This is a genomic window from Pseudomonas sp. MS01C9, assembly GCF_058202755.1.
On record NZ_CM177073.1, the window covers coordinates 403877 to 426013 of the forward strand.

At 62.5% G+C, this 22137-nt stretch carries 17 protein-coding genes; 9 read left to right on the forward strand and 8 right to left on the reverse strand.

The features are described from left to right. Positions 1-102: 102 nt before the first annotated feature. The 7 genes from AC1M7R_RS01915 to AC1M7R_RS01945 all read right to left on the reverse strand — a co-directional run bounded on the left by AC1M7R_RS01915 (position 103) and on the right by AC1M7R_RS01945 (position 11305). On the reverse strand, positions 103-1632 hold the full coding sequence (locus AC1M7R_RS01915) for a DHA2 family efflux MFS transporter permease subunit (RefSeq protein ID WP_072430659.1): 1530 nt from the start codon (positions 1630-1632) through the stop codon (positions 103-105). Positions 1633-1855: 223 nt separating this feature from the next. After that, positions 1856-3052, reverse strand: a complete 1197-nt coding sequence (locus AC1M7R_RS01920; RefSeq protein ID WP_072430660.1) for an HlyD/EmrA/EmrK family protein — start codon at positions 3050-3052, stop codon at positions 1856-1858. A gap of 15 nt (positions 3053-3067) precedes the next feature. Next, positions 3068-4537 (reverse strand): efflux transporter outer membrane subunit, encoded by a 1470-nt coding sequence (locus AC1M7R_RS01925; protein WP_072392485.1) that lies wholly within the window; start codon positions 4535-4537, stop codon positions 3068-3070. After that, complete coding sequence (locus tag AC1M7R_RS01930; RefSeq protein ID WP_072392482.1) at positions 4534-5007, reverse strand: MarR family winged helix-turn-helix transcriptional regulator; 474 nt, start codon at positions 5005-5007, stop codon at positions 4534-4536. The genes AC1M7R_RS01925 and AC1M7R_RS01930 overlap by 4 nt, the downstream gene beginning before the upstream one ends. A gap of 177 nt (positions 5008-5184) precedes the next feature. Then, on the reverse strand, positions 5185-8871 hold the full coding sequence (locus AC1M7R_RS01935; RefSeq protein WP_490610195.1) for a translocation/assembly module TamB domain-containing protein: 3687 nt from the start codon (positions 8869-8871) through the stop codon (positions 5185-5187). Then, positions 8868-10595 carry an autotransporter assembly complex protein TamA gene (locus AC1M7R_RS01940; RefSeq protein ID WP_072392476.1) on the reverse strand — a complete coding sequence of 576 codons (1728 nt, stop codon included), beginning with the start codon at positions 10593-10595 and terminating at the stop codon, positions 8868-8870. The genes AC1M7R_RS01935 and AC1M7R_RS01940 overlap by 4 nt, the downstream gene beginning before the upstream one ends. 65 nt (positions 10596-10660) lie before the next feature. Continuing rightward, on the reverse strand, positions 10661-11305 hold the full coding sequence (locus AC1M7R_RS01945; RefSeq protein ID WP_072392473.1) for a GNAT family N-acetyltransferase: 645 nt from the start codon (positions 11303-11305) through the stop codon (positions 10661-10663). A gap of 198 nt (positions 11306-11503) precedes the next feature. Between AC1M7R_RS01945 and xthA the strand changes: the two genes are divergently transcribed. Both xthA and AC1M7R_RS01955 read left to right on the forward strand, forming a co-directional pair. Then, a complete protein-coding gene (xthA, locus tag AC1M7R_RS01950; protein WP_490610196.1) occupies positions 11504-12316 on the forward strand; it encodes an exodeoxyribonuclease III in 813 nt (270 codons plus the stop codon). A gap of 149 nt (positions 12317-12465) precedes the next feature. After that, positions 12466-13800, forward strand: coding sequence for a substrate-binding domain-containing protein (locus AC1M7R_RS01955; protein WP_072392467.1), 1335 nt, complete (start codon positions 12466-12468; stop codon positions 13798-13800). An 89-nt stretch (positions 13801-13889) separates the two neighbouring features. On the opposite strand, the gene AC1M7R_RS01960 is transcribed toward AC1M7R_RS01955, so the two are convergent. Then, the gene (locus AC1M7R_RS01960) at positions 13890-15128 is read right to left on the reverse strand and encodes a M20/M25/M40 family metallo-hydrolase (RefSeq protein WP_072392447.1); all 1239 of its coding nucleotides are present in this window, start codon (positions 15126-15128) and stop codon (positions 13890-13892) included. A gap of 269 nt (positions 15129-15397) precedes the next feature. On the opposite strand from AC1M7R_RS01960, the gene AC1M7R_RS01965 reads away from it, so the two are divergent. From AC1M7R_RS01965 to glcF, 7 genes are all read left to right on the forward strand, one after another. Beyond that, positions 15398-15742 (forward strand): hypothetical protein, encoded by a 345-nt coding sequence (locus AC1M7R_RS01965; RefSeq protein WP_490610197.1) that lies wholly within the window; start codon positions 15398-15400, stop codon positions 15740-15742. 327 nt (positions 15743-16069) lie between these two features. Beyond that, the gene (locus AC1M7R_RS01970; protein WP_256681448.1) at positions 16070-16294 is read left to right on the forward strand and encodes a polymorphic toxin type 44 domain-containing protein; all 225 of its coding nucleotides are present in this window, start codon (positions 16070-16072) and stop codon (positions 16292-16294) included. 76 nt (positions 16295-16370) lie between these two features. After that, complete coding sequence (locus AC1M7R_RS01975; RefSeq protein ID WP_490610198.1) at positions 16371-16799, forward strand: hypothetical protein; 429 nt, start codon at positions 16371-16373, stop codon at positions 16797-16799. A gap of 307 nt (positions 16800-17106) precedes the next feature. Next, positions 17107-18036 carry an alpha/beta fold hydrolase gene (locus AC1M7R_RS01980; protein WP_072392441.1) on the forward strand — a complete coding sequence of 310 codons (930 nt, stop codon included), beginning with the start codon at positions 17107-17109 and terminating at the stop codon, positions 18034-18036. A 118-nt stretch (positions 18037-18154) separates the two neighbouring features. Further along, on the forward strand, positions 18155-19654 hold the full coding sequence (gene glcD, locus AC1M7R_RS01985; RefSeq protein WP_123596067.1) for a glycolate oxidase subunit GlcD: 1500 nt from the start codon (positions 18155-18157) through the stop codon (positions 19652-19654). Further along, positions 19654-20712 (forward strand): glycolate oxidase subunit GlcE, encoded by a 1059-nt coding sequence (gene glcE / locus AC1M7R_RS01990; RefSeq protein ID WP_072430664.1) that lies wholly within the window; start codon positions 19654-19656, stop codon positions 20710-20712. Before glcD ends, glcE begins: the two co-directional genes overlap by 1 nt. A 171-nt stretch (positions 20713-20883) precedes the next feature. Next, entirely contained in the window at positions 20884-22104 is a 1221-nt protein-coding gene (gene glcF, locus AC1M7R_RS01995; protein WP_092180038.1) for a glycolate oxidase subunit GlcF, read from the forward strand. Positions 22105-22137 lie beyond the last annotated feature (33 nt).

Here is a 22137-nt window from a genome sequence, read left to right on the forward strand (position 1 = left end):
GGATTGCTCGCGATAGCGGTGTTTTCAGTCAGCATAAAAGTTGACTGTCATGCCGCCATCGCGAGCAAGCTCGCTCCCACACTGGATTATTGAATCGTTGGATCAATGCCCCGCCGACGCCGGCCCCGCCTTCGCCGCGAACGGCGGCCTGGCCAGCCATACCAGCATGATCAACCCCATGAATGCCCAGCCCAGCAGCGTGAAGTAATCCACGGTGGAGAGCATGTACGCCTGGCTGTTGAGAATCTGGTCGAGCTGGGCATAGGCCGGTGTGCTGGCGCCGCCGAGCTGGTTGAGCGCCTCGCGGGTGGCGGGGTCGAACGTGCTGATACTTTCGCTCAGGTAGGCATGGTGCTGGTCGGCCCGACGGATCCAGATCCAGGTGGTCAGGGACGCGGCGAAGCTGCCGCCCAGGGTCCGCAGGAATGTCGCCAGGCCCGCGCCGTCGGCGATCTGTTGGGGCGGCAGGTCGGACATCAGGATGCTCAGCGTCGGCATGAAGAACAGCGCCACGCCGATGCCCATGAACAACTGCACCAGGGCGATGTGCTGGAAATCCACCTCATTGGTGAACCCGGCGCGCATGAAGCAGCTCAGGCCGATGGCCAGGAACGCCAGCCCGGCCAACAGGCGCAGGTCGAACTTGTGGGCGTACTTGCCGACGAAGGGCGACATCAGCACCGGCAGGATACCAATGGGCGCCACGGCCAGCCCGGCCCAGGTGGCGGTATAGCCCATCTGCGTCTGCAGCCATTGCGGCAGGATCAGGTTGATGCCGAAGAAACCGGCATAACCGCCCACCAGCACGATGGTGCCGATGCGAAAGTTGCGATAGGCGAACAACCGCAGATTGACCACCGGATGCCGGTCAGTCATTTCCCAGATCACGAACACCGCCAGGGCGATCACCGAGACCAGGGCGCCGATGATGATGAAATTCGATTCGAACCAGTCCAGGTCGTTGCCCTTGTCGAGAATCACCTGGAGCGCGCCGACACCGATGACCAACGTGATCAACCCGACGTAATCCATCGGTTGGCGACTGGTGACCACCGGTCGCGCCTTGAGCTGCTGGCGCACCACCATCACCGCGAAAATCCCGATGGGCACGTTGATGAAGAAGATCCACGGCCAGCTGTAGCTGTCGGTGATCCAGCCCCCCAGGATCGGCCCGGCAATCGGCGCCACCACGGTGACCATCGCCAGCAATGCCAGGGCCATCCCCCGCCTGGCGGGCGGATACACCGCGATCAGCAAGGTCTGGGTCATCGGGTACAACGGCCCTGCCACCAGCCCTTGAAGCACACGGAAGCCGATCAGCTCCGGCATCGAAGTGGAAACGCCACACAAGAATGAAGCGAGCACGAACAGCATCGTCGCCCACAAGAACAGCTTGACCTCGCCAAACCGACGACTGAGCCAGCCGGTCAACGGCAAGGCGATGGCATTGCTCACGGCGAACGAAGTGATGACCCAGGTGCCCTGCTCGGAGCTTACCCCCAGGTTGCCGGATATCGTCGGCAGGGCGACGTTGGCGATGGTGGTATCGAGCACCTGCATGAACGTCGCCAGCGACAGCCCGATGGTGCTGAGCAACAGGCTGGGCGGCGTGAAGGACGCGTTATTGCTCATTACGAAATCCTATGAAGCGAAGGTGGCGAAATCGCGGGCAAAGTGGACCGGACTCAGCCCTGTTTGGACCAGGAACATGGTTAACCTCTGTGGCGAGGGGATTTATCCCCGCTGGGCTGCGAAGCCGCCCCTGAACCTGCGGCTCGGAGTGTCAGGGTCAACGCTTCAATCAGATGGGGCTGTTTCGCAGCCCATAGGGGATAAATCCCTCGCCACAGATTCGTCAGCGTTGCACCGTCTTGCTGGCAGCCGCACTGTTGTCATGGATCAGGCGGGTGATCATCGCGTCGGCATCAGCCAGTTGCCGTTCGTAGACCTGGGTGCTGAACGTGGCCTTCTGCGGGGGCTGCTGGGCCAACACAGGGCCGCTCTGGTCCCTCAGGTTGACGTTGACTTCGGTGGACAGGCCGACCCGCAACGGATGCCTGGCCAGTTCCTCGGCGTTGACATGGATCCGCACCGGCACCCGCTGGACGATCTTGATCCAGTTGCCGGTGGCGTTCTGTGCCGGCAGCAGGGCGAACGCGCTGCCGGTTCCCGCACCGAGGCTGTCGACCGTGCCGCTGTACTTCACATCGCTGCCATAGAGGTCGGTTTCGATCTCCACCGGCTGGCCGATGCGCATGTCACGCAACTGGGTTTCCTTGAAGTTGGCGTCGATCCACAACTGGTCCAGGGGAATCACCGCCATCAGTGCGGTGCCCGGCTGCACCCGCTGCCCCAGTTGCACGGTGCGCTTGGCGACGTAACCTGTGACCGGCGCGATCAGGGTGCTGCGGGCATTGGCCAGGTAAGCCTGGCGCAGTTGCGCAGCGGCGGACTGCACGTCGGGATGGGACGACACCACCGTATCGTCCACCAGGGCGCTGGTGGTCTTGAGTTGTTGCCGGGCATTGGCGAGGGCGTTCTGGGCCGAGGTCAGGTCGTCCCGGGCATGGGACAGCTCTTCCTGGGAGATCGCGCCGCCCGCCGCCAGGTTCTTGCGGCGGTTGTAGTTTTCCTGGGCCTTCTGCACTTCGGCTTCCTGCGCATTGACCTGCGCTCGCATGCCGTCGACGTTGCTGTACAGCCCCCGCACCTGGCGCACGGTACGCGCCAGGTTGGCCTGGGCACTTTGCAGCCCCACTTCGGCGTCGTTCGGGTCGAATTGCACCAGCACCTGGCCCTCGCGAACCAGGTCGCCATCATCGGCGCCAATACTCACTACGGTGCCGCTGACCTGCGGTGTGATTTCCACCACGTTGCCGTTCACATAGGCATCGTCGGTGCTTTCGTTCCAGCGCCCGTACAATTCGTGCCAGGCCCAGACACCCAGGCCGCCCAGGATCACCACCAGCGCCAGGGCCAGCAACATCACCTTGCGCTTGCGAGGATTGTTGTCCTGGACATTTTCGGATGGGGTCGTTTCGGCAGTCGCCATGACATATACCTCGAATCAGTTATTCGGCGTGGTGGAGACCGGCGTGGCCGAGGCCAGTGTGTCGGTCTCGAAACCACCGCCCAGGGCCTGCATCAGTTGGATCGACAGATCGATCTGCTCGGCATTGAGGGTCGCCAGTTGGCGCTGGGCCTGGAGCAGTTGCTGCTCGACGCTCAGCACGTCCAGATAATTCCCGATACCGGAGCCGTAACGCTGGACCACGGTGTCGTAGGAGCTCTGCGCGATATCGGTCGCATGCTGTTGGGCACCGATCTGCCGTGCGATGTCGCGCAGTTGGTTGATGGTGTCGCTGACATCCCCAAGGGCCCTGACCAGGCTCTGGTTGTATTGCGCCACCGCCAGGTCGTAATCGGCGTCGCGGGCATCCAGGTCCGCCCGCAGCCGCCCGCCGTCGAAAATCGGCAGCGATACGGTGGGCGCAACGTTGAAGAAGCGGCTGGGCGAGCCGAACATCGCATCACCCAACAGCGACTGCACTCCCGCCGCCGCGCTCAGGTTGAGGTTGGGATAGAAGTTGGTCTTGCCGGCCTCGATGTTCTTGCCCGCCGCCTCGACCCGCCAGCGCGCCGCCACCAGGTCCGGACGACGGCCCAGCAGCTCAGCCGGCAGGTTCGATGGCAAGGCGACCGCGCTGGCTTTCAGCACGTTGGGCCGAGCGATTTCATTGCCACGGTCCGGGCCCTTGCCCAACAGCACCGCCAGGGCGATCCGGGCACTTTGCAGGCGTTTTTCCGCGTCGATGCGAGAGGCATCGGCACTGGCTTCCAGGCTTTCGGTCTGCTGGAACTGGTACTCGCTGTCGATCCCGGCGCTGAGGCGGCGCTTGCTCAGGTCAAGCATCTGCCGGGTGCGCTTGAGGTCTTCGTCAGCCAGGTCATAAATGATGTGGGCCTGACCCAGGTCGCTATAGGCCCGGGCCACGTCGGCGGCCAGGGTCAACTGTGCGGCCTGGCGGTCGATCTCGGCCGCGCGGGCCTGGCCCAGAGCAGCTTCCCAGGCGGCACGCTGGCCGCCCCAGAGGTCGAAGTTGTAATTGAAGTCGACGCTCAGCGAACGCAGCGTGCTGTACGCCCCGCCCTGCCCCGCCGGGTCCTGGTCCCGGGCCAGCCGAGAACGGCTGACGCTGCCACTGGCATCCAGGGTGGGCATGCGCGCCGCATTGGCGGCATACGCCGCGGCGCTGGCCTGATGGACGCGGGCACTGGCGACCTGCATGTCCGGACTGTCGCGCAAGGCTTCACGGATCAGGCCATCGAGCTGCGGATCGCCGAGGCTGCTCCACCAGTCGCGCTTGGGCCATGAGGCCGGCGACAGCGTGACGCCATTCAAGGATTGCCCTGCCTTCAGGCTCTGGGCTTCAAGGCTGACGCCTTGGGTTTCAAGGCCGCTGTAACTGGCGCAACCGGCCAGGCTCATGGCCAGCAGCACCAGGCTCAAACGGGTACGCAAGGTTCTACGCTTCATTTGTCCCCCAATCGCAGCACCGTGATGGGATCACCGGCGGCGAGCAGAATTTTCTTGAGGATCTGTTCGAGGGTTTGCAGCTCCTCGCGGCTGATGGCACCGGCCAGCTGGTTCATGGCGTCGGCGCCGATGTACGGCAAGCGATCGGCGAGGGCCTGGCCCGCGTCGGTCAGGACCAGCTGCACCTGGCGGCGGTCCTGCGCCGAACGATGGCGAACCAGGAAGCCCTTCTGTTCCAGGCGATCGAGCATGCGTGTCATCGAGCCGCTGTCCAGGGACAGGTATCGGCACAGCTCGGCCGGCGTGTCGATGCCATGCTGGGCCATGATGATCAGCACCTTGAACTGTGCGGCGGTGATGCCGACGGGTTCCATGTGGGTGTCGATGATCCGGTCCTTGAGCAGCGCGGCACGTCCGAGCAGCATGCCGAGGTGGCAATTGTGGAATTCATCTGGAGTGAAATGCTTCATCTGGGCACCGTTTGCTGCCTAGGCAGTGAATGTATGTCGAGATATTACTGCTTAGGCAGCAAATGTCAAACAAATAGATAGCTAGCTACTAACTAGCAGACGAAACGCAGACACCCCTGTGGGAGCGAGCTTGCTCGCTCCCACAGGGATTGGCTCCACACGGGTTTGGGAGAAAGGCTAGAAATCGCGCTTGTAGAAGATGTCCAGGGAGCTGGCGACGCCGCTGGCGGCTTCGAGGTAGACCTTCTTGCTGAGCTTGTAGCGCAGGGCGATGGTGTTGGCCGGCTCGAACACACCGACGCCGTAGCGCAGGCTGAGTTTTTCCGACAGGTTGCCGCTGGCCACCACGCTGGTGGTATTGCCGCTGCCCTGGGTGTCGAGCTGGAAGTCGTCGATGCCCAGGTTATTGGCCAGGCTGGTGGTCACCCCCGAACTGCCCATCAGGCCCAGGCCCAATGCCGCCTGGGCGAGCATGTTGTTGTCCTCGCCGGTGGTGCTGAGCGGTCGCCCCAGCACCAGGTAGGACAGTGCCTGCTCCTGGCTCATGGCCGGCTCGGAAAAGATTTGCGTGGTCGGCTGCTCGGCGCTGCCGCTCAGGCGGATACCGGCGATCACGTCATCGGTCTGGCGGATTGCTTCGATGTCCAGGTAAGGCTGGTCGATGGGCCCGGCGAACAGCAACCGCGCCCGACGCACCGTCAGCCGCTGCCCATAGGCCCGGTAGCGGCCATCGTTGAGCCAGAGCTCGCCACGGGTATCCATGTTGTCGCCGATGTGGACCTGGCCCTGCACGTTGGCGGTCAACCCAAACCCGGAGAACGCCAGTTTTTCCTGACCGACGATGACATCGATGTCCATCGCCATGGCGATGGGCACCTTGCCCTCTTCGGTCTGGTGGCCGACGATCACCGTGTCATCCGACACCTTGACGGTGGAAGGTGGCAATTCGCGGATGGTGATGTCGCCCTTGGGCACCAGGACCTTGCCGGCGATGGACAGGCGCTCCCCCTGCAGGGTGATGTCCAGGTCCGGAGCCACGTCCAGTTGTGCATAAGGCTCGACGGTCACCGGCAACTGCGAGCCCTTGAGGGCCAGGTTCATGCTCAGGGCCTCGCCCCAGCCGAGGCTTCCCACCAGGCTGCCCCGACCGTTCTTGCCGCTCTTCCAGTCGCCGTCCAGGCGCACCGTATCGCCTGCGATCATGGCCCGCATCTGCAAGGCTTCGAGGCTGACCGGCAACTCCGGGCCCGATACCTGGCCGTCGCTGAGCACAAGGCTGCCGTTGACCTGGGGCGCCAACAGGCTACCTGCCAACGTGCCGCTGCCGTTCAGGTGCCCGGTGAGGGTTTCCACCATCGGCACGAACGGCCGGGCTACCGACAGGTCCAGGCCGGTCAGGCGGAACGAGCCGCTGAGGGGCTTGCTGGCGGGCAAGGGATTGATCTGGGCCTGGAGCATCAGCTCACCCAGCCTTGTACCGACGAAATTCAGCTGGGTGTCGATGCGCTTGGGCGTCAGGCGACTGTCGAGGGTCAAGGTCTGATAGGGGAAGTCCAGCCATGGCGCCGTATCGCGGGCCTTGTCGCGAATACGCAGGGTGCCTGCGCTGGCATCCACCTGGATGCGACCGTTCGGGCCGCTGGCCGGCAGGTCCAGTTGCAGGTCGGCATTGAGCCGGCCCTGCCAGGCGAAATCCTTGGGCATCCACTGGGCCAGGCTTTCGATGGGGAACTGCTTGAGGTGATAACGCAGCTTGGGCTCCGGCATCAGGCGCTGGTCTTCGCCGCACAGGCTGGCCTGCCCGGAACGCCAGCAATGGGCGCCGACATTGAGCGTGCCGTTGGCCAGGCGTTCCAGCTTCGCCGGCGCCTGCAGGCGCCAGCCCTGGCCGCCGGCCTGGACAACGCCGCTGGCCAGGCGCCCGCGCCAGTTGCCCTGGTCGAGCGCGCCATCGAATGCCAGGGTCGTGTCCAGCTGAGGGCCTTGCAAATCCAGGTTCAGTTTCTGCTGTCTGACATCCCCCTGCCCACTCACCGTCAGGACGCCCAGCGAAGTCTCTCCTGCCCGGATGCCGCTGGCCTTGAGGTCGATCTTGCCCCGTTGCGCGTTGTCGAGGGTCGCATCCAGGTTCAGGCTTTGCAGGTGATTGCCCTCAAACGCCAGCTGTGTGCCCTGCAGGCCAAGCTTGCCTTGGGGCGCCTTGAGCGTCCCGTTGACATCGACTCGGCCCGTGACCTGGCCGCGCAGTTGCGGCCAGAGCTGGGCCAGGCGGGAAAGCTTGACGTCGATTCGCCCGGTGAGCTGCTGTTGCAGACTGGCGCTGCCGTTGATGCGGTTATCCCCCAGTCGCATGTCCAGTGCACTGAGGTCCCAATGCTCGCCGGCACCGCGGGCCGTGGCCTGGAGCAACGCGGGCTGGCCACGCAATCTGCCCTTGAGGTCGAGCTTCGCGTCGAGGTCGAGGCTGTCGTTTTTCATCACCCCTTGACTGTGCAACGATCCGGCCAGGGTGCCGGGCAGCTCGGCAAGCCAGTAAGCCGGGTCGATGGCCGACAATTGCAGTGCGGTATCCCAGGCGATGCCGTCGGCGAATTGCAGGTTCAGGTGCCCTTCGGCCTTGCCCTGCCCCGCGACGAGCTTGAGCTGCGGCAAGTGGATTTGTGTCAGGTTGCCGCTGAACGGGCTGTCCAGGCTGAAAGCCCCGGCGGGTCCGTCCAGCGCAGCCTGGAAGTTGCCCAGGTATTGGCCATCTGTGTAGGAGATTTCGCCATTGAAGCTGCGCAATGCCACCTGCGGCTCTTCGACCAACGGGTAGAGGCGATGCCAGGGGAAATCCAGCCAGGCGATCTTCGCTTCGGCGTTCAGGCCTTCGCGCCAATCCACCTGTCCGGTCAGCTTCAGGTGCTGCTGGTCGCTGGCGTTCAGGTCCAGGCCGGCGATCTGCGCGCCGTCGGCGTCCACCTTGCCTTGCAGCCGCAGCGCCACGGGCCCCTGCTCGGCAGGCAACTTGGCGCTGCCCAGCAATTGATAACCATGCTCCAGATCTCCCTCGCCGGTCAGCTCCACCTGGTTGAGCAACAGCGTGTCCGGCAGATCGGCGCTGGCCCTGAAACCGTCGGCGGTCATGCGCACCTTGGCCGGCAGATTGTCCGCCAGCGGTTGTAGCTCGCCAGTCAGTCGGCCTTGCAGGTAGCCACTGCTGTCGGCGTTGAGTCGCAGGGTCTTGAGCAGGTCGCCGTCGACGTGCAAATCCAGCGCCCAGGGCGTAGTGCCCGGCGCCGGCAGGATCAATCGGCCCTGGGCCTGAAGGGGCCAGTCGCCCCCCGGTTGCAGCAGGCCGGACAGTTGCAGGCTCAGTTCGTCGCGCTGCAACCGCAGCGACTCGATCCGCATACCCTGGGCGGTCCAATGGGCGGTCAGTTGCAACCCCTTGAGCTGTTCGCTGCCGTTGAACAGCAGGCTGCCGACCTGCACATCGCCCAGCTCGATGGCCACCGGCAGGTCCAGGTCGGGCAAGGTGATCGGGCCGCTTTCTGGCGCATCGGTGGAGGCCGGCAATTGCAGGCTGATCCTGTCGGCCTTGAGTCGTTCGATACACAGGGTCATGCGCATCAGGCACAGGGGCGACCAGGCCAACAGCACTCCATCGACTTCGAGCCGGCTGCCGTCCTGTTGCCACGACACATGATCGGCGCTCCATTGGCCGCCCAGGCGCCCCTGGAAATTTTCCGTCGCCAGCCCCGGCACCCGCGCCAGCGCCCAGCGGCTACCCGATTGCGTACCGAGGATGACACCCAGCGCCAGCGTCAACACCGCCAGCAACGCAGCGAGCGCCAGCAGCGTTATTTTCAAACCACGATTCACAGCTCGGGCCCCATGGAAAAATGCAATCGAATGCCACCATCGTCGTCCATGGCATGGGCCAGGTCGAGGCGGATCGGGCCTACCGGCGATACCCAGCGCACGCCGACCCCGACCCCGGTCTTGAGGCTCGGCAGCTCAAGGCTGTTGAAGGAATTGCCCTGGTCGACGAACGTCGCCACCCGCCATTTTTCGGCGATGGAATATTGATACTCGAGGCTGCCGGCCACCATGTAGCGGCCACCGATGCGATCGCCCTCGGAGTTTTCCGGCGACAGGCTCTGGTAGTCGTAGCCACGCACGCTCTGGTCGCCGCCGGCAAAAAAGCGCAAGGACGGCGGTATGGATTTGTAGCCATTGGTGGCGCTGCCGCCGATCTGGGCCCGGGCCAGCAGGCGATGCTTGTCGAACACGGTGGTCAGGCCCTTGACCATCGCGGTGCCGTATAACAGGTTGTTGTCCGATCCCAACCCTTCCTTGGCGACCTTGGTGTCGAACTGCAAGCGGTAGCCGTTGCGCGGGTCGATGCGGTTGTCGCTGCGCAGGTAGGAATAACTGACGCCGGGCATCAGCAAGGTACTCAGGCCCGCATCGTCGCCGAGGCGATATTCCTCGCGCTGCCATTTGAGCGACACCACCCGCTGCCAGCCGCTGGGCAACTTGCTGTGCCATTCAGGTCCCACGGTCAGCAGCTTGCTGAGGCTGTCGGTGCCGGCCAGCTCTTCGTACTGGTACCCCCCGGCGTAGCGCAGCTTGTCGGTCAACGGCGGATCCAGCGGCACGTCATACCACAGGCCGACGTTCTGCCGGGGCGCCGACACTTCCGCCTCCCAGCCGTAACTGTGGCCCTGGGGGTTGACCCAATGGCGCGTCCAGTTAGCCTTGGCCCGTGGCCCGACATCGGTGGAGAACCCCAGGCCGAGGCCCATGGTGCGTGGCTTGCGGGTGTCGAGGCGGACCGCCACCGGGATCACATTGTCGGTGGCCGCGGCGGGAGCCGCGTCCACACGAACCCCCTCGAAATAGCCGCTCGATTGCAATGCCTGGTTCAACTCGGCGATCAACTCGGAGTCGTAGGGCGTGCCCGCCTTGAACGGTACCATGCGTCGCAACAGGTCTTCGTCGAACGGTGTGTCGCCTTCGAAACTCACCGGCCCCAGGGCATAGCGCGGACCGCTGTCGTAGATCAACTCGATATCGGCGACGCCGGCCTGGGGGTCCACCAGCAATCGCTGGCTGGCGAAATGCCCGCTGAAGAAACCATAGCGCGACGCCTGGTTCTGAATCATGCGCTTGGCGTCTTCATAGCGCCCATGATCGAGCACCGCGCCGGGCTTGAGGGCATCGTTGTCCGGTACACGGAAAGCCTTGAGGGAAGCCGCTGGCCCATCGATGCGCACCGTGACATTGCGCAGGTGCACCGGCTCGCCGGGGTCGATGGTCAGGATCAGGCGCGGGCGCTCGCCGCCCTTGACCTCGCTGTCGATCTGCGGCTGGTAGTAACCCAGCGCCTGGGCGGCCTTGCGGGCCTGTTCTTCGGCACCGCGACTGAAGCGCAGCAATGCCTCCTCGTCACGATCGCCCAACCCACCGATATAACCTTCTACGTTGGCCTTGAGCGCGTCATTGGAGGGTTTGATCCGTACATCCAATTCACTTTGTGCCAGCGCCGCGCAGCTGAGGGACAGCAGGAGCGCGCCGCTGGTCATTCTTCCTGGGAGTTTCATGGCGCGGATGCTATCACGGGGTTGGGAGCCTGATAGAGCCGGACATGTCTCAAAAGTTCGCCGACTCAACCCGTGGCGCTTTGCACGACCTGAGGACTGGCGTGGAAAAACACATGCTCGCGGATCGGTCCTACAGCAATTTCGCCAATTTCCTCGTAGCCCTGACGTTTATAGAATTCCAGGTAACGCGGGTTGCCTGTATCGAGCACCACTCCCTGGGAATTCGGGTCCACCGCGCACCAATTGTGCACGGCCTCCAGCAACTGCTCGCCCAGATGCTTGCCCTGGAACTGTGGGTGAACGCCCAGCAACGGCAGTACATGGACGGCATCCGAGGGCAGGCACGCCAGCACCGCCGCATGGTAGTCCAGATAGCGCCGGGTGCAGCGGAACCCGGTGCTCAGGACCATGCGCAAGCGCCAGGCCCAGCTTTCGGTAATGCCCAGGCGCCGCTGCGGCGGGGCGATCAGGGCAATGCCCACCAGCCTGTCGTTGACCAGCAGGCCGATGGCCGGCAGTTCCTGGAGAAAATGCTGCTTGACCAGTTCGCGCACCGTCGCCCGTACCCGCTGCTCATAACCGGGGCGCTCGGATTCGAACAGGTAGCTGAAGGTCGGCTCATGGCGGTAGGCCTGGTACAGCAGGGAACGTGCTTCGCGGGAATAGCCGCTGTCGAGCATATGGACATCAGCGGTGGCGGTCTCAGGCATGGCGTTGGATCTCCTGGGCGGGGCTCGGTGAGGCCCTGCTCTTATTGAGTACGAACCCGATAAGGTTACGATCGTTCCTACACGCCAAGGACATTAGCAGCGCATTTGTCCCACTGCCACGCGGTGGCTCGCCTCACAGGCCACTATCCCCGTTCCGACATGTCAGCTAGCATCGCAGTTTTGCCAGGACAGCCGACCATGAAGATCGTCTCCTTCAATATCAATGGGCTACGCGCCCGCCCCCATCAGCTGGCGGCGCTGATCGAGAAGCACCAGCCGGACGTGATCGGCCTGCAGGAAACCAAGGTCCACGACGAGCAGTTTCCAGTGGCCGAAGTGCAAGCCCTGGGCTACCACGTTCACTACCACGGGCAAAAAGGCCACTACGGTGTCGCCCTGCTCTCCCGCCAGGCGCCATTGAGCCTGTACAAAGGCTTCGAAGGCGACGATGAAGACGCCCAGCGACGCTTTATCTGGGGCACCTTCGCCGATGCCAACGGCGTGCCGGTGACCATCATGAACGGTTACTTCCCACAAGGTGAAAGCCGCGATCACCCGACCAAATTCCCGGCCAAGGAGCGTTTCTACAGCGACCTGCAGCAATTGCTGGAAAGCCGCTTCAGCAACGAACAGCCGCTGGTGGTCATGGGCGACGTGAACATTTCCCCGGAAGACTGCGACATCGGCATCGGCCCGGGCAACATGAAACGCTGGTTGAAGACCGGCAAATGCAGCTTCCTGCCGGAAGAACGCGAATGGATGGCCCGCTTGAAGAACTGGGGCCTGGTGGACAGTTTTCGCCATTTGAACCCGGACGTCGCCGACCGATTCAGCTGGTTCGACTACCGCAGCCGCGGCTTCGAGGACGAGCCCAAGCGCGGCCTGCGCATCGACCTGATCCTCGCCTCCCACGGCCTGTTGCCGCGAGTCAAGGATGCCGGTGTGGATTATGAACTGCGGGGCATGGAGAAACCTTCGGACCACGCGCCGATCTGGCTGGAATTGAGCTGACACCGGCCGCACCCCGTCCGGGTGGGAGCGAACCTGCTCGCTCCCACTGGATCGCCTCTGTCACTCGCGCCGCGTCGCACGCCCGTCATATTTCAGCAACCTGTTTGACTTAATCTTCCAGCACTTCCCCAGGTTCCGAAGGTACCGGCATGCGGCTGTGGATTGGTTTTCTCGTGGGCCTCTGGCTGCCCCTTGCGGCCTGCGCCAGCGCATTGCCAATCCCCGAGCACGGGCCGGCGCTGCGCATCCAGGGTTCGAATACTATTGGCGCGGCGCTGGGGCCGGCCCTGGTCAGGGGCCTGATGATCGAGCGCGGACTGCTCGAAGTCAGCAGCGAAATCACCGGACGTGAAAACGAACAACGAATCGTCGGCCAGACCGCCGCAGGCCGGCGCGTAGAAATCGACATTGCGGCCCACGGATCCAGCACCGGCTTCGCCGCCCTGAAGCAGGCCAGCGCCGATCTGGCGGCCTCTTCCCGACCGATCAAGGACAGCGAGCTGCAGGAACTGAAGTCCCTCGGCGACTTGAAAAGTCCCGGCGCCGAGCAAGTCATCGCCATCGATGGCCTGGCGATCATTCTTCATCCCCAAAACCCGTTGCGTCAGCTTGATACCTTGCAGCTCGCCCGAATATTCAGCGGCGAGGCAAAAACCTGGGAAGCCTTGGGCGGCGTTGGCGGCGCCATACATCTGTATGCCAGGGACGAACAGTCCGGCACCTACGATACCTTCAAGGAACTGGTCCTGAGCCGGCAAGGTAAACGGCTGGATCCTACAGCCCGACGTTACGAATCCAGCGAACAGCTCTCTGACGCCGTCAGCCAGGATCCGCAAGGAATCGGGTTTATCGGCCTGCCCTATGTCCGCCAGGCCAAGGCAGTGGCGATCGTCGATGGCGACTCCCAGCCCATGCTGCCACTCAACAGCCTGATTGCCACCGAAGACTATCCTCTGTCCCGGCGCCTGTTCTTCTATCTGCCTGCATCGCCGACCAACCCCTGGGCCGAGGCGCTGGTGGAGTTCGCCCAGAGCGACCAGGGCCAGGCCATCGTCGCGGCCAACGGGTTCATTGCCCAGACAGTCCAGGCCATGGCCGTTACCCCTAATGCACTGATGCCCGAGGGCTACCAGGCCCTGAGCCGCCACGCCCAGCGCCTGAGCGTGAATTTCCGCTTCGAGGAAGGCAGCGCCAGCCTGGACAGCAAGGCTCATCAGGACCTGGGCCGGGTGCTCGACTATATCCAGAGGCACGGCAAGACCGAGCGCCGAGTGACGCTGGTGGGTTTCGGCGACGCCAAGGACGACCCGGCGCGGGCAGACCTGCTGTCCAGGTTGCGGGCCATGGCGGTGCGGCGTGAACTGGTCAAGTACGGCGTGACACTGCGGGAAGTCCGCGGCTTCGGCGCGCTGATGCCGGTGGCGGCCAACAACGAAGATGAAGGAAGGATCAGGAATCGACGAGTGGAGGTTTGGGTCTACTAGCGATATCAAGACAGACGCCACTCTTGTGGCGAGGGGATTCATCCCCGCGCCACAGGGGGTTGTCGCAGGCAGGTTGTGCAGGCTGACGGCTATCGATCAGCCAACTCCATGATCATCCGCGACAACAGATAAATCCGCGGTACCACGCTCTCAACTTCCGCGTACTCTTGCGGCGTATGAATGTTGCCGCCGACGACGCCGAAACCATCCAGCGTCGGCGTACCGACGCCGGCGGACAGGCTGGCATCCGCCGCCCCGCCGCTGCCTTCTTCGGTCAGTTTGCGCCCCAGCTCGCCATAGATGCCCTGGGCCATGGCCATCAGGCGATCCGACTCGGCCGTCTGCGGCATGGGTGGCAAGCCACGCTTGAGGCTGGTGGTAACCTCGGTGTCGGGGATCAGCTTGTCTTGCGACACACGGGCCAGGTCCTTTTCGATGCGGTCGAACTCTTCCGGCACCGCCGCCCGCACATCGGCCTTGGCGCTGGCCTGGTCGGGAATCACGTTGGTCCGGTCACCCGCGTTGAGCACCGTGAAGTTGATGGTGGTTTTCTTCTCCGCATCGCCGAGCTTGCCCAGTTGCAGGATCTGGTGTGCCGCTTCCATCGCCGCATTGCGACCCAGTTCCGGCGCGACACCGGCATGGGAGGCCTTGCCCTTGACCTCCACCAGCGCCGTGGCACTGCCCTTGCGCCATACCACCAGGCCATCGGCCGGGCGCCCCGGTTCAAGGTTCAGCGTCACGTCGTGGGCCTTGGCGGTTTTCTTGATCAGGTCGGTGGCGGCGTCCGAGCCGGTCTCTTCGCTGGCATCAAGCAGGAAAGTGATCTGCGCGTAGTTCTTGAAGTCGAGATTCTTCAGCACTTTCAGCGCATAAATCCCGGCGACGATGCCGCCCTTGTCATCCATCACCCCCGGCCCATAGGCGCGCCCGTCCTTGATGTGAAAAGGCCGCTCGGCGGCCGAGCCTTCCTTGAACACCGTGTCCATGTGAGCCATCAGCAGGATCTTCGCCTTGCCGGTGCCCTTGAGGGTTGCCAGGACATGCTGAGTGCCATCCGAATTCGGCACCTTTTCGAAGCTGAAGCCGAGCTTCTTCAGCTCATCGATGGCGATCTCACCGACCTGAGTCAACCCCGGCACATAGCCGGAACCGGAATCGATGTTCACCAACCGTTCGAGCAATTTCAGGGCCTCGCCCTTGTACTGTTCAGCTTGAGTCAATACCGGTTGATGAGGCTGCGCGAAGGCAACGGGGGCGAAGGCGCCGAGGGCCAGGCTCAAGCCGAGACTGACGGCCAGACGGGAGCGAAGCGAGGTAATCGTCATGATTTCATCCTTGTTCCGTATCGAGTGAGTGCCTTGGCACCCTACCCGACAATGACGCAAGGCTCTAGCCGTACAACCAACAAGCCCTCGCGGACGAGTCCTCTACCGACAACAGTCGTAGGAACGAGGGAAGCAAAATAAAGAAATGCAGGACGATACGACAAATTCCTCAGAACTTTCCGACGCGCCTTTCAGGTTGCCGCTCGGAATGCGGACGTTTAGCGTAGTTATTAGCGAACGCTCTACAAACTCATTGCCAGGGAGGCATTATGAAAAAATCAAACAAACCACCTAAAACAATAAATCTGCCACCCATAGTTGTTACGCCCGAGCCACCACAACCGTCGCCACTGCCCAGTTCGCCGAAAATCCCCCCTGGGTACACCGCCAAACCGCTCCCTTGGAGCGGAATAGTTGTTGAACAACCTGAAATAAACACACTCTTCAGCAAGAAAAACATCAAGCATCCCGATCAATCGACAACCATCTTCGCCACCATTGCCACTCAACTAAACAGAATAGAAAAAGCCTATAATTCACACGCTCCGTTTTTCAGGTCCGAGCTTGACGAGGAAATTGCCAAAAAACCAGCTCCTGGTAACCAAGTGCACTAAAGCAATACAAACATGAAAAATCTATCGTCGATGAACTTCTTAAGATCAAGAACAGCGAACTGCAAAAAATCACTGCGACAGCGAAGACTTTTTATGGAAGAAGCCCTTTCGATAAAGACTTCAAACAAAACGCCGTTGACTTTGTAAATATTTTTCACACAAGCAGAGAGCCTTCACTAACAACCTACAACAGATGGCTTACCTCCATCACCGCTACGTACACGGCCAGGATGTTTGCCGCAAAAATAAAAATTCTTACGGAAAAATCCAAGCAACTCGCCTCAACCATCGCAACCACAGGAGCTAAGAGAAACAACATATAGCCGTTTGGACCAACCGATACACCAGGAAAGAAATGCCATTATCAATCGATATCAACTGGACAAGGCCAGCCTGGAGAAAAGAGTCCAGGCCGAACAGCGCGGCAGGGAATATGAGGAATTTGGAAATTTCAATTATGGCGCTACCGGCACAGTAGCAGGAATTTCAGAACAGATCCTACTAAGAGCGGCAGGAGCGGCTCAATCCATAGCAGGGACGTCAGAGGAATAGTTTGGAAAGTGGTGGGCAGAATCGCCTTACGGCGATGACGAAGTGGACCAAATCTGGATAAAAGCAGGGATAAGGTATGCTCAAAGCAAGGACATCTAAACGAACCTACCTGATTCTGTCAGCAGTCTGCATTATGCAGGCGATATACATTTACATGAAGTCCCCCGCTACACCGGAACCGTCAGAAATAATTTCAGTAACCCCTGTTGACTCAACAGGCGCTATTTACGAAGTACTTTACAATTCAGGCGGAGCGACCGTCCCTTTCATCTATCGATATTTCCTTATGGAAAAAATTAACGACCCCGTTGAGGCACTTGATAAAATCAAATCATCCCATCCATTTCTTGTAACCAAAAGCCCCAATGCTGTCCGAACAGTTCTGCCAGGAAGAGTAAAACTTACGACCCTGGATACGATCTACAAATACAGAAACACCGCATATTACAAAACAAACGGAGAATTGAAAGGAATCAAACTAGATTTGACCTCAGATATGCCTTGATCCATCACTGTCACTGGTGACCACTCCTCCAATTAAAGAAGCGACATACCCCCGGTACAAGCCGGGGACATCCCTTGCTCTCGCCTCCTCACGTCCCGCTCGACAGCTACCAGAAGCCGCGCCACTCCAGATGACTCACAACAAGAAGCAACGCACCATCAGGAATGCCATGGCTTTCACAACTTCCACCCAAGCAAAAGCAACCCTGCCGTCGCGGTGTGCCCGCCTTTGAGCTTCACTTACTACTGCTATACAGGTAGCCCAAGGCTGGGCAATCGAATTCTGTCGTGACTCATGGAGGTCATACATGCTGGTGTTGTGGGTACTCCTCGCCGTGTTTGTCGCCTGGTGCTGGCTGACCTATCCGGGTATTGGCCAGGTACTGTTCGACTTGAGCATGGCACTGGAAACGCGCCTCTCCCGGTTGCGCAAGATCACGGTGCCGATCAGCGAGATGACGGTATCGACGCTGCAAGGCGGACCTTACGAAGCGTCCGCCAGCATACTGATGCTGCACGGTTACAGTGCCGACAAGAACCTCTGGCTGCGCATGGCCAGGTCCTTTGTCAATGACTACCGGGTGGTGATTCCCGACCTGGCCGGCCATGGCGAAACCGGCTTCAAGGCTGGTGGTGGCTACGACATCCCGACCCAGGCCAGGCGGGTGATCGAACTGCTCGACGCTTGTGGCCTGGACAAGGTCCACGTGATCGGCAACTCCATGGGCGGCTATCTCGCCGCATGGCTGGCGGCCACTTCGCCGGAGCGCGTACTGACCCTGGCGCTGCTCAATCCAGCCGGCGTCACGTCCCCGCAACCCAGCGACATGGATCGCCTGGTGGCCGCCGGCCGAAACCCGTCCCTCATGGGTTCGCGGGATGATTTCCCACCGTTCTACGCCTTGACCATGGCCTCGCCGCCCTGGGTGCCGAAAGTGGTACTGGCGGCGGTGGCCGAGCAGTATGTCCAGCGCCGGGAAGAGTTGGCGGAGATCTACGCGGACTTTACCGCCAGCCCGCCGATGGAACCGCGCCTGGGTGATATCCGTGCGCCGTCGTTGCTTGTCTGGGGTCGGCAAGACCGGATGATCGACGTCAGCTGCGTCCCTGTATGGAGCAAGGGCATCGCGGATTTGCGAGTGGAAATCTGGGACGGCCTCGGCCACTTGCCGCCCATGGAAAAACCAGCAAGGACTGCGGCGTTGTATCGGGATTTTCTCAAGGGACTAGGGCAATGACCTACGATGGTTCAAGGCTCTTGCGACTTGCTCTGGCAGGAGGATTTCTCCCCGACTGCCTGGCCCGCCACGACAGTCATCCAATGCCGGGGCCGGTCGCTGAACGGGAACACGCGCGATGAACATTCTCTATGACGAACACCTCGACGGCACTCTGCCAAAGGTGGACAGACAGGCCCTTCTCCAGGCCTTGCAGACCCAGGTTCCGGACCTGGAAGTCCTGCATCGCCAGGAAGACCTCAAGCCCTACGAATGCGACGGCCTCTCGGCCTATCGCACTACCCCCATGCTGGTGGTGTTGCCGCGGCGAGTCGAACAGGTCCAGGCGCTACTCAAGGTGTGCCATGAGCGTAACGTTCCGGTGGTAGCCCGGGGCGCGGGGACCGGCTTGTCCGGCGGCGCCCTGCCCCTGGCAAGCGGCGTGCTACTGGTCATGGCCCGCTTCAACCAGATTCTGCACATCGACCCCGACGCTCGCACCGCACGCCTGCAACCCGGCGTGCGCAACCTGGCGATCTCCCAGGCGGCGGCGCCTTTCGGGCTGTATTACGCACCGGACCCCTCCTCCCAGATCGCTTGCTCCATCGGCGGCAACGTCGCTGAAAATGCCGGGGGCGTGCATTGCCTGAAGTACGGGCTGACGGTGCACAACCTGTTGAAGCTGGAAATGCTCACCATCGAAGGCGAACACCTGACCCTGGGCAGCGAGGCCCTGGACTCCCCCGGCCTGGACCTGCTGGCACTGTTCACCGGCTCAGAAGGCTTGCTGGGAGTGATCACCGAAGTCACGGTCAAACTGTTGCCACGTCCCCAGGTCGCCAGGGTGCTGCTGGCCAGTTTCGACTCGGTGGACAAGGCCGGCCGGGCGGTGGCCGATATCATCGCCGCCGGCATCATTCCTGGCGGCCTGGAAATGATGGACAACCTGGCGATCCGCGCCGCCGAGGATTTCATCCACGCCGGTTATCCGGTGGATGCCGAAGCCATCCTGCTGTGCGAACTGGACGGGGTCGAGGCCGATGTCCATGACGACTGCGAACGGGTCCGCCAGGTATTGCACCAGGCCGGCGCCACCGAGGTGCGCCAGGCCAGGGACGAGGCTGAGCGCCTGCGGTTCTGGGCCGGACGCAAGAACGCCTTCCCGGCGGTGGGCCGACTGGCGCCGGACTACTACTGCATGGACGGCACCATTCCCCGGCGCGCCCTGCCCGAAGTATTGCAGCGCATCGCCAGCCTCGGCGCCGAACACGGGCTGCGGGTCGCCAACGTGTTTCATGCCGGCGACGGCAACATGCATCCGCTGATCCTGTTCGATGCCAATCAGCCCGGCGAACTGGAGCGCGCCGAAACCCTGGGCGGCAAGATCCTCGAGCTCTGTGTCCAGGTGGGCGGCAGCATCACGGGTGAACATGGCGTGGGACGGGAAAAGATCAACCAGATGTGCACCCAGTTCAACAGCGACGAACTGAACCTGTTCCATGCCGTAAAAGCGGCGTTCGATCCTGCCGGCCTGCTCAATCCCGGCAAGAACATCCCTACCCTGCACCGCTGCGCCGAATTCGGAGCGATGCATATCCATGGCGGGCAACTGCCTTTCCCCGAACTGGAGCGTTTCTGATGAGCGGCGAAGTCGACCGCGACGCCAGCGACCTGTTGCTCGAACAGGTCAACCGTGCCCGGGCCAACACGACGCCGTTGCGCATCCAGGGTTCGAACAGCAAGGCCTTCCTGGGACGGGAGGTGGCCGGCGAGGTGCTGGACACCCGGGTCCATCGGGGCATCGTCCACTACGACCCCACCGAGCTGGTCGTTACCGTCCGCGCCGGCACCCCGCTGCGCGAACTGCTCGCGGCCCTGGACAACGCCGGCCAGCAATTGCCGTGCGAACCACCGGCGTTCGGCGAGCACGCCACCGTGGGTGGCATGGTCGCCACCGGGCTGTCGGGGCCACGCCGCCCTTGGGCCGGATCGGTACGCGACTTCGTCCTGGGGACCCGCCTGATCAGCGGCCACGGCACGTTGCTGCGCTTTGGCGGCGAGGTCATGAAGAACGTTGCCGGTTATGACCTGTCACGCCTGCTGGCAGGCAGCCTGGGTTGCCTTGGGGTGATCATCGAAGTGTCCTTGAAGGTCCTGCCCAAGCCCCGCCACAGCCTGAGCATCCGCCTGGAAATGGGCAGCGCCGAAGCGCTGGAGAACCTCGCCGAATGGGGCCGGCAGCCCTTGCCCATCAGTGCCGCCAGCCATGACGGCGACTGCCTGCACCTGCGCCTGGAAGGTGGCGAAGGCTCGGTCAGCGCGGCTCACCAGCGGTTCGGCGGCGAAGTGATCGACAGCCGGTACTGGTCGGACCTGAATGAACATCGCCTGGTTTTCTTCGATGAAGGACTTCCCCTGTGGCGCCTGTCAGTGCCCAACCACGTCGGCCCGCTGGACCTGCCAGGCCCGCAGCTGCTCGATTGGGCCGGCGCGCAACGCTGGCTGAAAACCGACGCCGATACGGTGCAGGCCCTGGCCCGGGAAGTGGGCGGCCATGCCACCTGCTACAGTCATGGCGCCACCGACACGCCGTTTCAACCGTTGGCCCCGGCGCTGCTGCGCTACCACCGCAGCCTCAAGGCCCAGCTCGATCCCCTGGGTTTGTTCAACCCGGGACGGATGTATCCGCAGTTCTAGGCTCTGTTTGAAAAGCCTTGAGATGACGGTCAGGCAAGGCAAAAAACGGCGAGTAAACGCAGTGTACTGGAGCACATGGGCATTCTGATCGGACTGTGTGCGCGAGGCCGGTTTCAACGCGGTATGGCCGTGTACGGATATATTTCAGACAGAGCCTGGAGGTCCCTTGCGATGCAAACCCGTTTCAGCGACGAAGCCCGACAACTTCCCCGCGCCGAAGAAGCCGAACGGATCCTGCGTAGCTGCGTGCATTGCGGCTTCTGCAACGCCACCTGCCCGACTTATCAATTGCTGGGGGACGAACTGGACGGTCCGCGAGGCCGCATCTACCTGATCAAGCAAGTGCTCGAAGGCCAACCGGCCACCACCAGCACTCAACTGCATCTGGACCGCTGCCTGTCGTGTCGCAACTGCGAGACCACCTGCCCGTCGGGCGTGGATTACCACAACCTGCTGGACATCGGTCGGGCCGTGGTCGATGCCGCGGTACCGCGCCCCGCCGGCCAACGTGCGCTGCGCCTGGGTTTGCGGGGCCTGGCTCCCAGCCCCGAGCGGTTCAAGGCCCTGCTGCGTTTGGGCAGCGTGTTCCGTCCGCTGTTGCCAACGACGTTGAGCGCCAAGCTGCCCCGTACGCACGCGCGCCTCTCCGAGCGCCCGGTGGCGCGCCATACGCGCACCGTGCTGATGCTCGAAGGTTGCGTGCAACCGGGCCTGTCTCCCAACACCAATGCGGCGGCTGCACGCGTGCTGGACCGCCTGGGCATCAGCGTCGTCGCCTGTGAAGAAGCGGGCTGCTGCGGTGCGCTGGACTATCACCTCGACGCTCAGGCCACCGGGCTGGACCGCGCCCGACGCAACATCGATGCCTGGTGGCCGCACCTGGCCAATGGCGCCGAAGCCATCGTCCAGACCGCCAGCGGTTGTGGTGCCTTCATCAAGGACTACGGCCATCTGCTGGCGCACGATCCCGACTATGCCGCCAAGGCGAAACAGGTGAGCGCGCGCGCCCTGGACCTGGTGCAAGTGCTCGGCAGCGAACCCCTGGAACAGATCTGCGCAGCGAAAGACCGTCGCATCGCGGTCCACTGCCCTTGCACCCTGCAGCACGCACAGAAACTCGGCGGCAGCGTCGAGGCCTTGCTGGCACGGCTGGGCTTCAACCTCACCCCGGTTCCCGACGGCCATCTGTGCTGCGGCTCGGCCGGCACCTATTCCCTGACCCAGCCGACCCTGGCGCGACAGCTGCGGGACAACCGCCTCAATGCCCTGGAAAGCGGCCATCCGGAACTGATCGTCACCGCCAACGTCGGTTGCCAGAACCACCTGGACGGCGCCGGGCGTACCCCCGTGCGACACTGGATCGAACTGGTGGATCAGTCCCTCACAGAATGAAGTCGTGAAGATTCTTCGTTTGTCGCCGCTGAC

Excerpts from the sequence above, each read along its gene's own strand:
- AC1M7R_RS01915 (WP_072430659.1), bottom strand. The coding sequence starts at position 1,632 with ATGAGCAATAACGCGTCCTTCACGCCGCCCAGCCTGTTGCTCAGCACC.
- AC1M7R_RS01920 (WP_072430660.1), bottom strand. The coding sequence starts at position 3,052 with ATGGCGACTGCCGAAACGACCCCATCCGAAAATGTCCAGGACAACAAT.
- AC1M7R_RS01925 (WP_072392485.1), bottom strand. The coding sequence starts at position 4,537 with ATGAAGCGTAGAACCTTGCGTACCCGTTTGAGCCTGGTGCTGCTGGCC.
- AC1M7R_RS01930 (WP_072392482.1), bottom strand. The coding sequence starts at position 5,007 with ATGAAGCATTTCACTCCAGATGAATTCCACAATTGCCACCTCGGCATG.
- AC1M7R_RS01940 (WP_072392476.1), bottom strand. The coding sequence starts at position 10,595 with ATGAAACTCCCAGGAAGAATGACCAGCGGCGCGCTCCTGCTGTCCCTC.
- AC1M7R_RS01945 (WP_072392473.1), bottom strand. The coding sequence starts at position 11,305 with ATGCCTGAGACCGCCACCGCTGATGTCCATATGCTCGACAGCGGCTAT.
- xthA (WP_490610196.1), top strand. The coding sequence starts at position 11,504 with ATGAAGATCGTCTCCTTCAATATCAATGGGCTACGCGCCCGCCCCCAT.
- AC1M7R_RS01955 (WP_072392467.1), top strand. The coding sequence starts at position 12,466 with ATGCGGCTGTGGATTGGTTTTCTCGTGGGCCTCTGGCTGCCCCTTGCG.
- AC1M7R_RS01960 (WP_072392447.1), bottom strand. The coding sequence starts at position 15,128 with ATGACGATTACCTCGCTTCGCTCCCGTCTGGCCGTCAGTCTCGGCTTG.
- AC1M7R_RS01965 (WP_490610197.1), top strand. The coding sequence starts at position 15,398 with ATGAAAAAATCAAACAAACCACCTAAAACAATAAATCTGCCACCCATA.
- AC1M7R_RS01975 (WP_490610198.1), top strand. The coding sequence starts at position 16,371 with ATGCTCAAAGCAAGGACATCTAAACGAACCTACCTGATTCTGTCAGCA.
- AC1M7R_RS01980 (WP_072392441.1), top strand. The coding sequence starts at position 17,107 with ATGCTGGTGTTGTGGGTACTCCTCGCCGTGTTTGTCGCCTGGTGCTGG.
- glcD (WP_123596067.1), top strand. The coding sequence starts at position 18,155 with ATGAACATTCTCTATGACGAACACCTCGACGGCACTCTGCCAAAGGTG.
- glcE (WP_072430664.1), top strand. The coding sequence starts at position 19,654 with ATGAGCGGCGAAGTCGACCGCGACGCCAGCGACCTGTTGCTCGAACAG.
- glcF (WP_092180038.1), top strand. The coding sequence starts at position 20,884 with ATGCAAACCCGTTTCAGCGACGAAGCCCGACAACTTCCCCGCGCCGAA.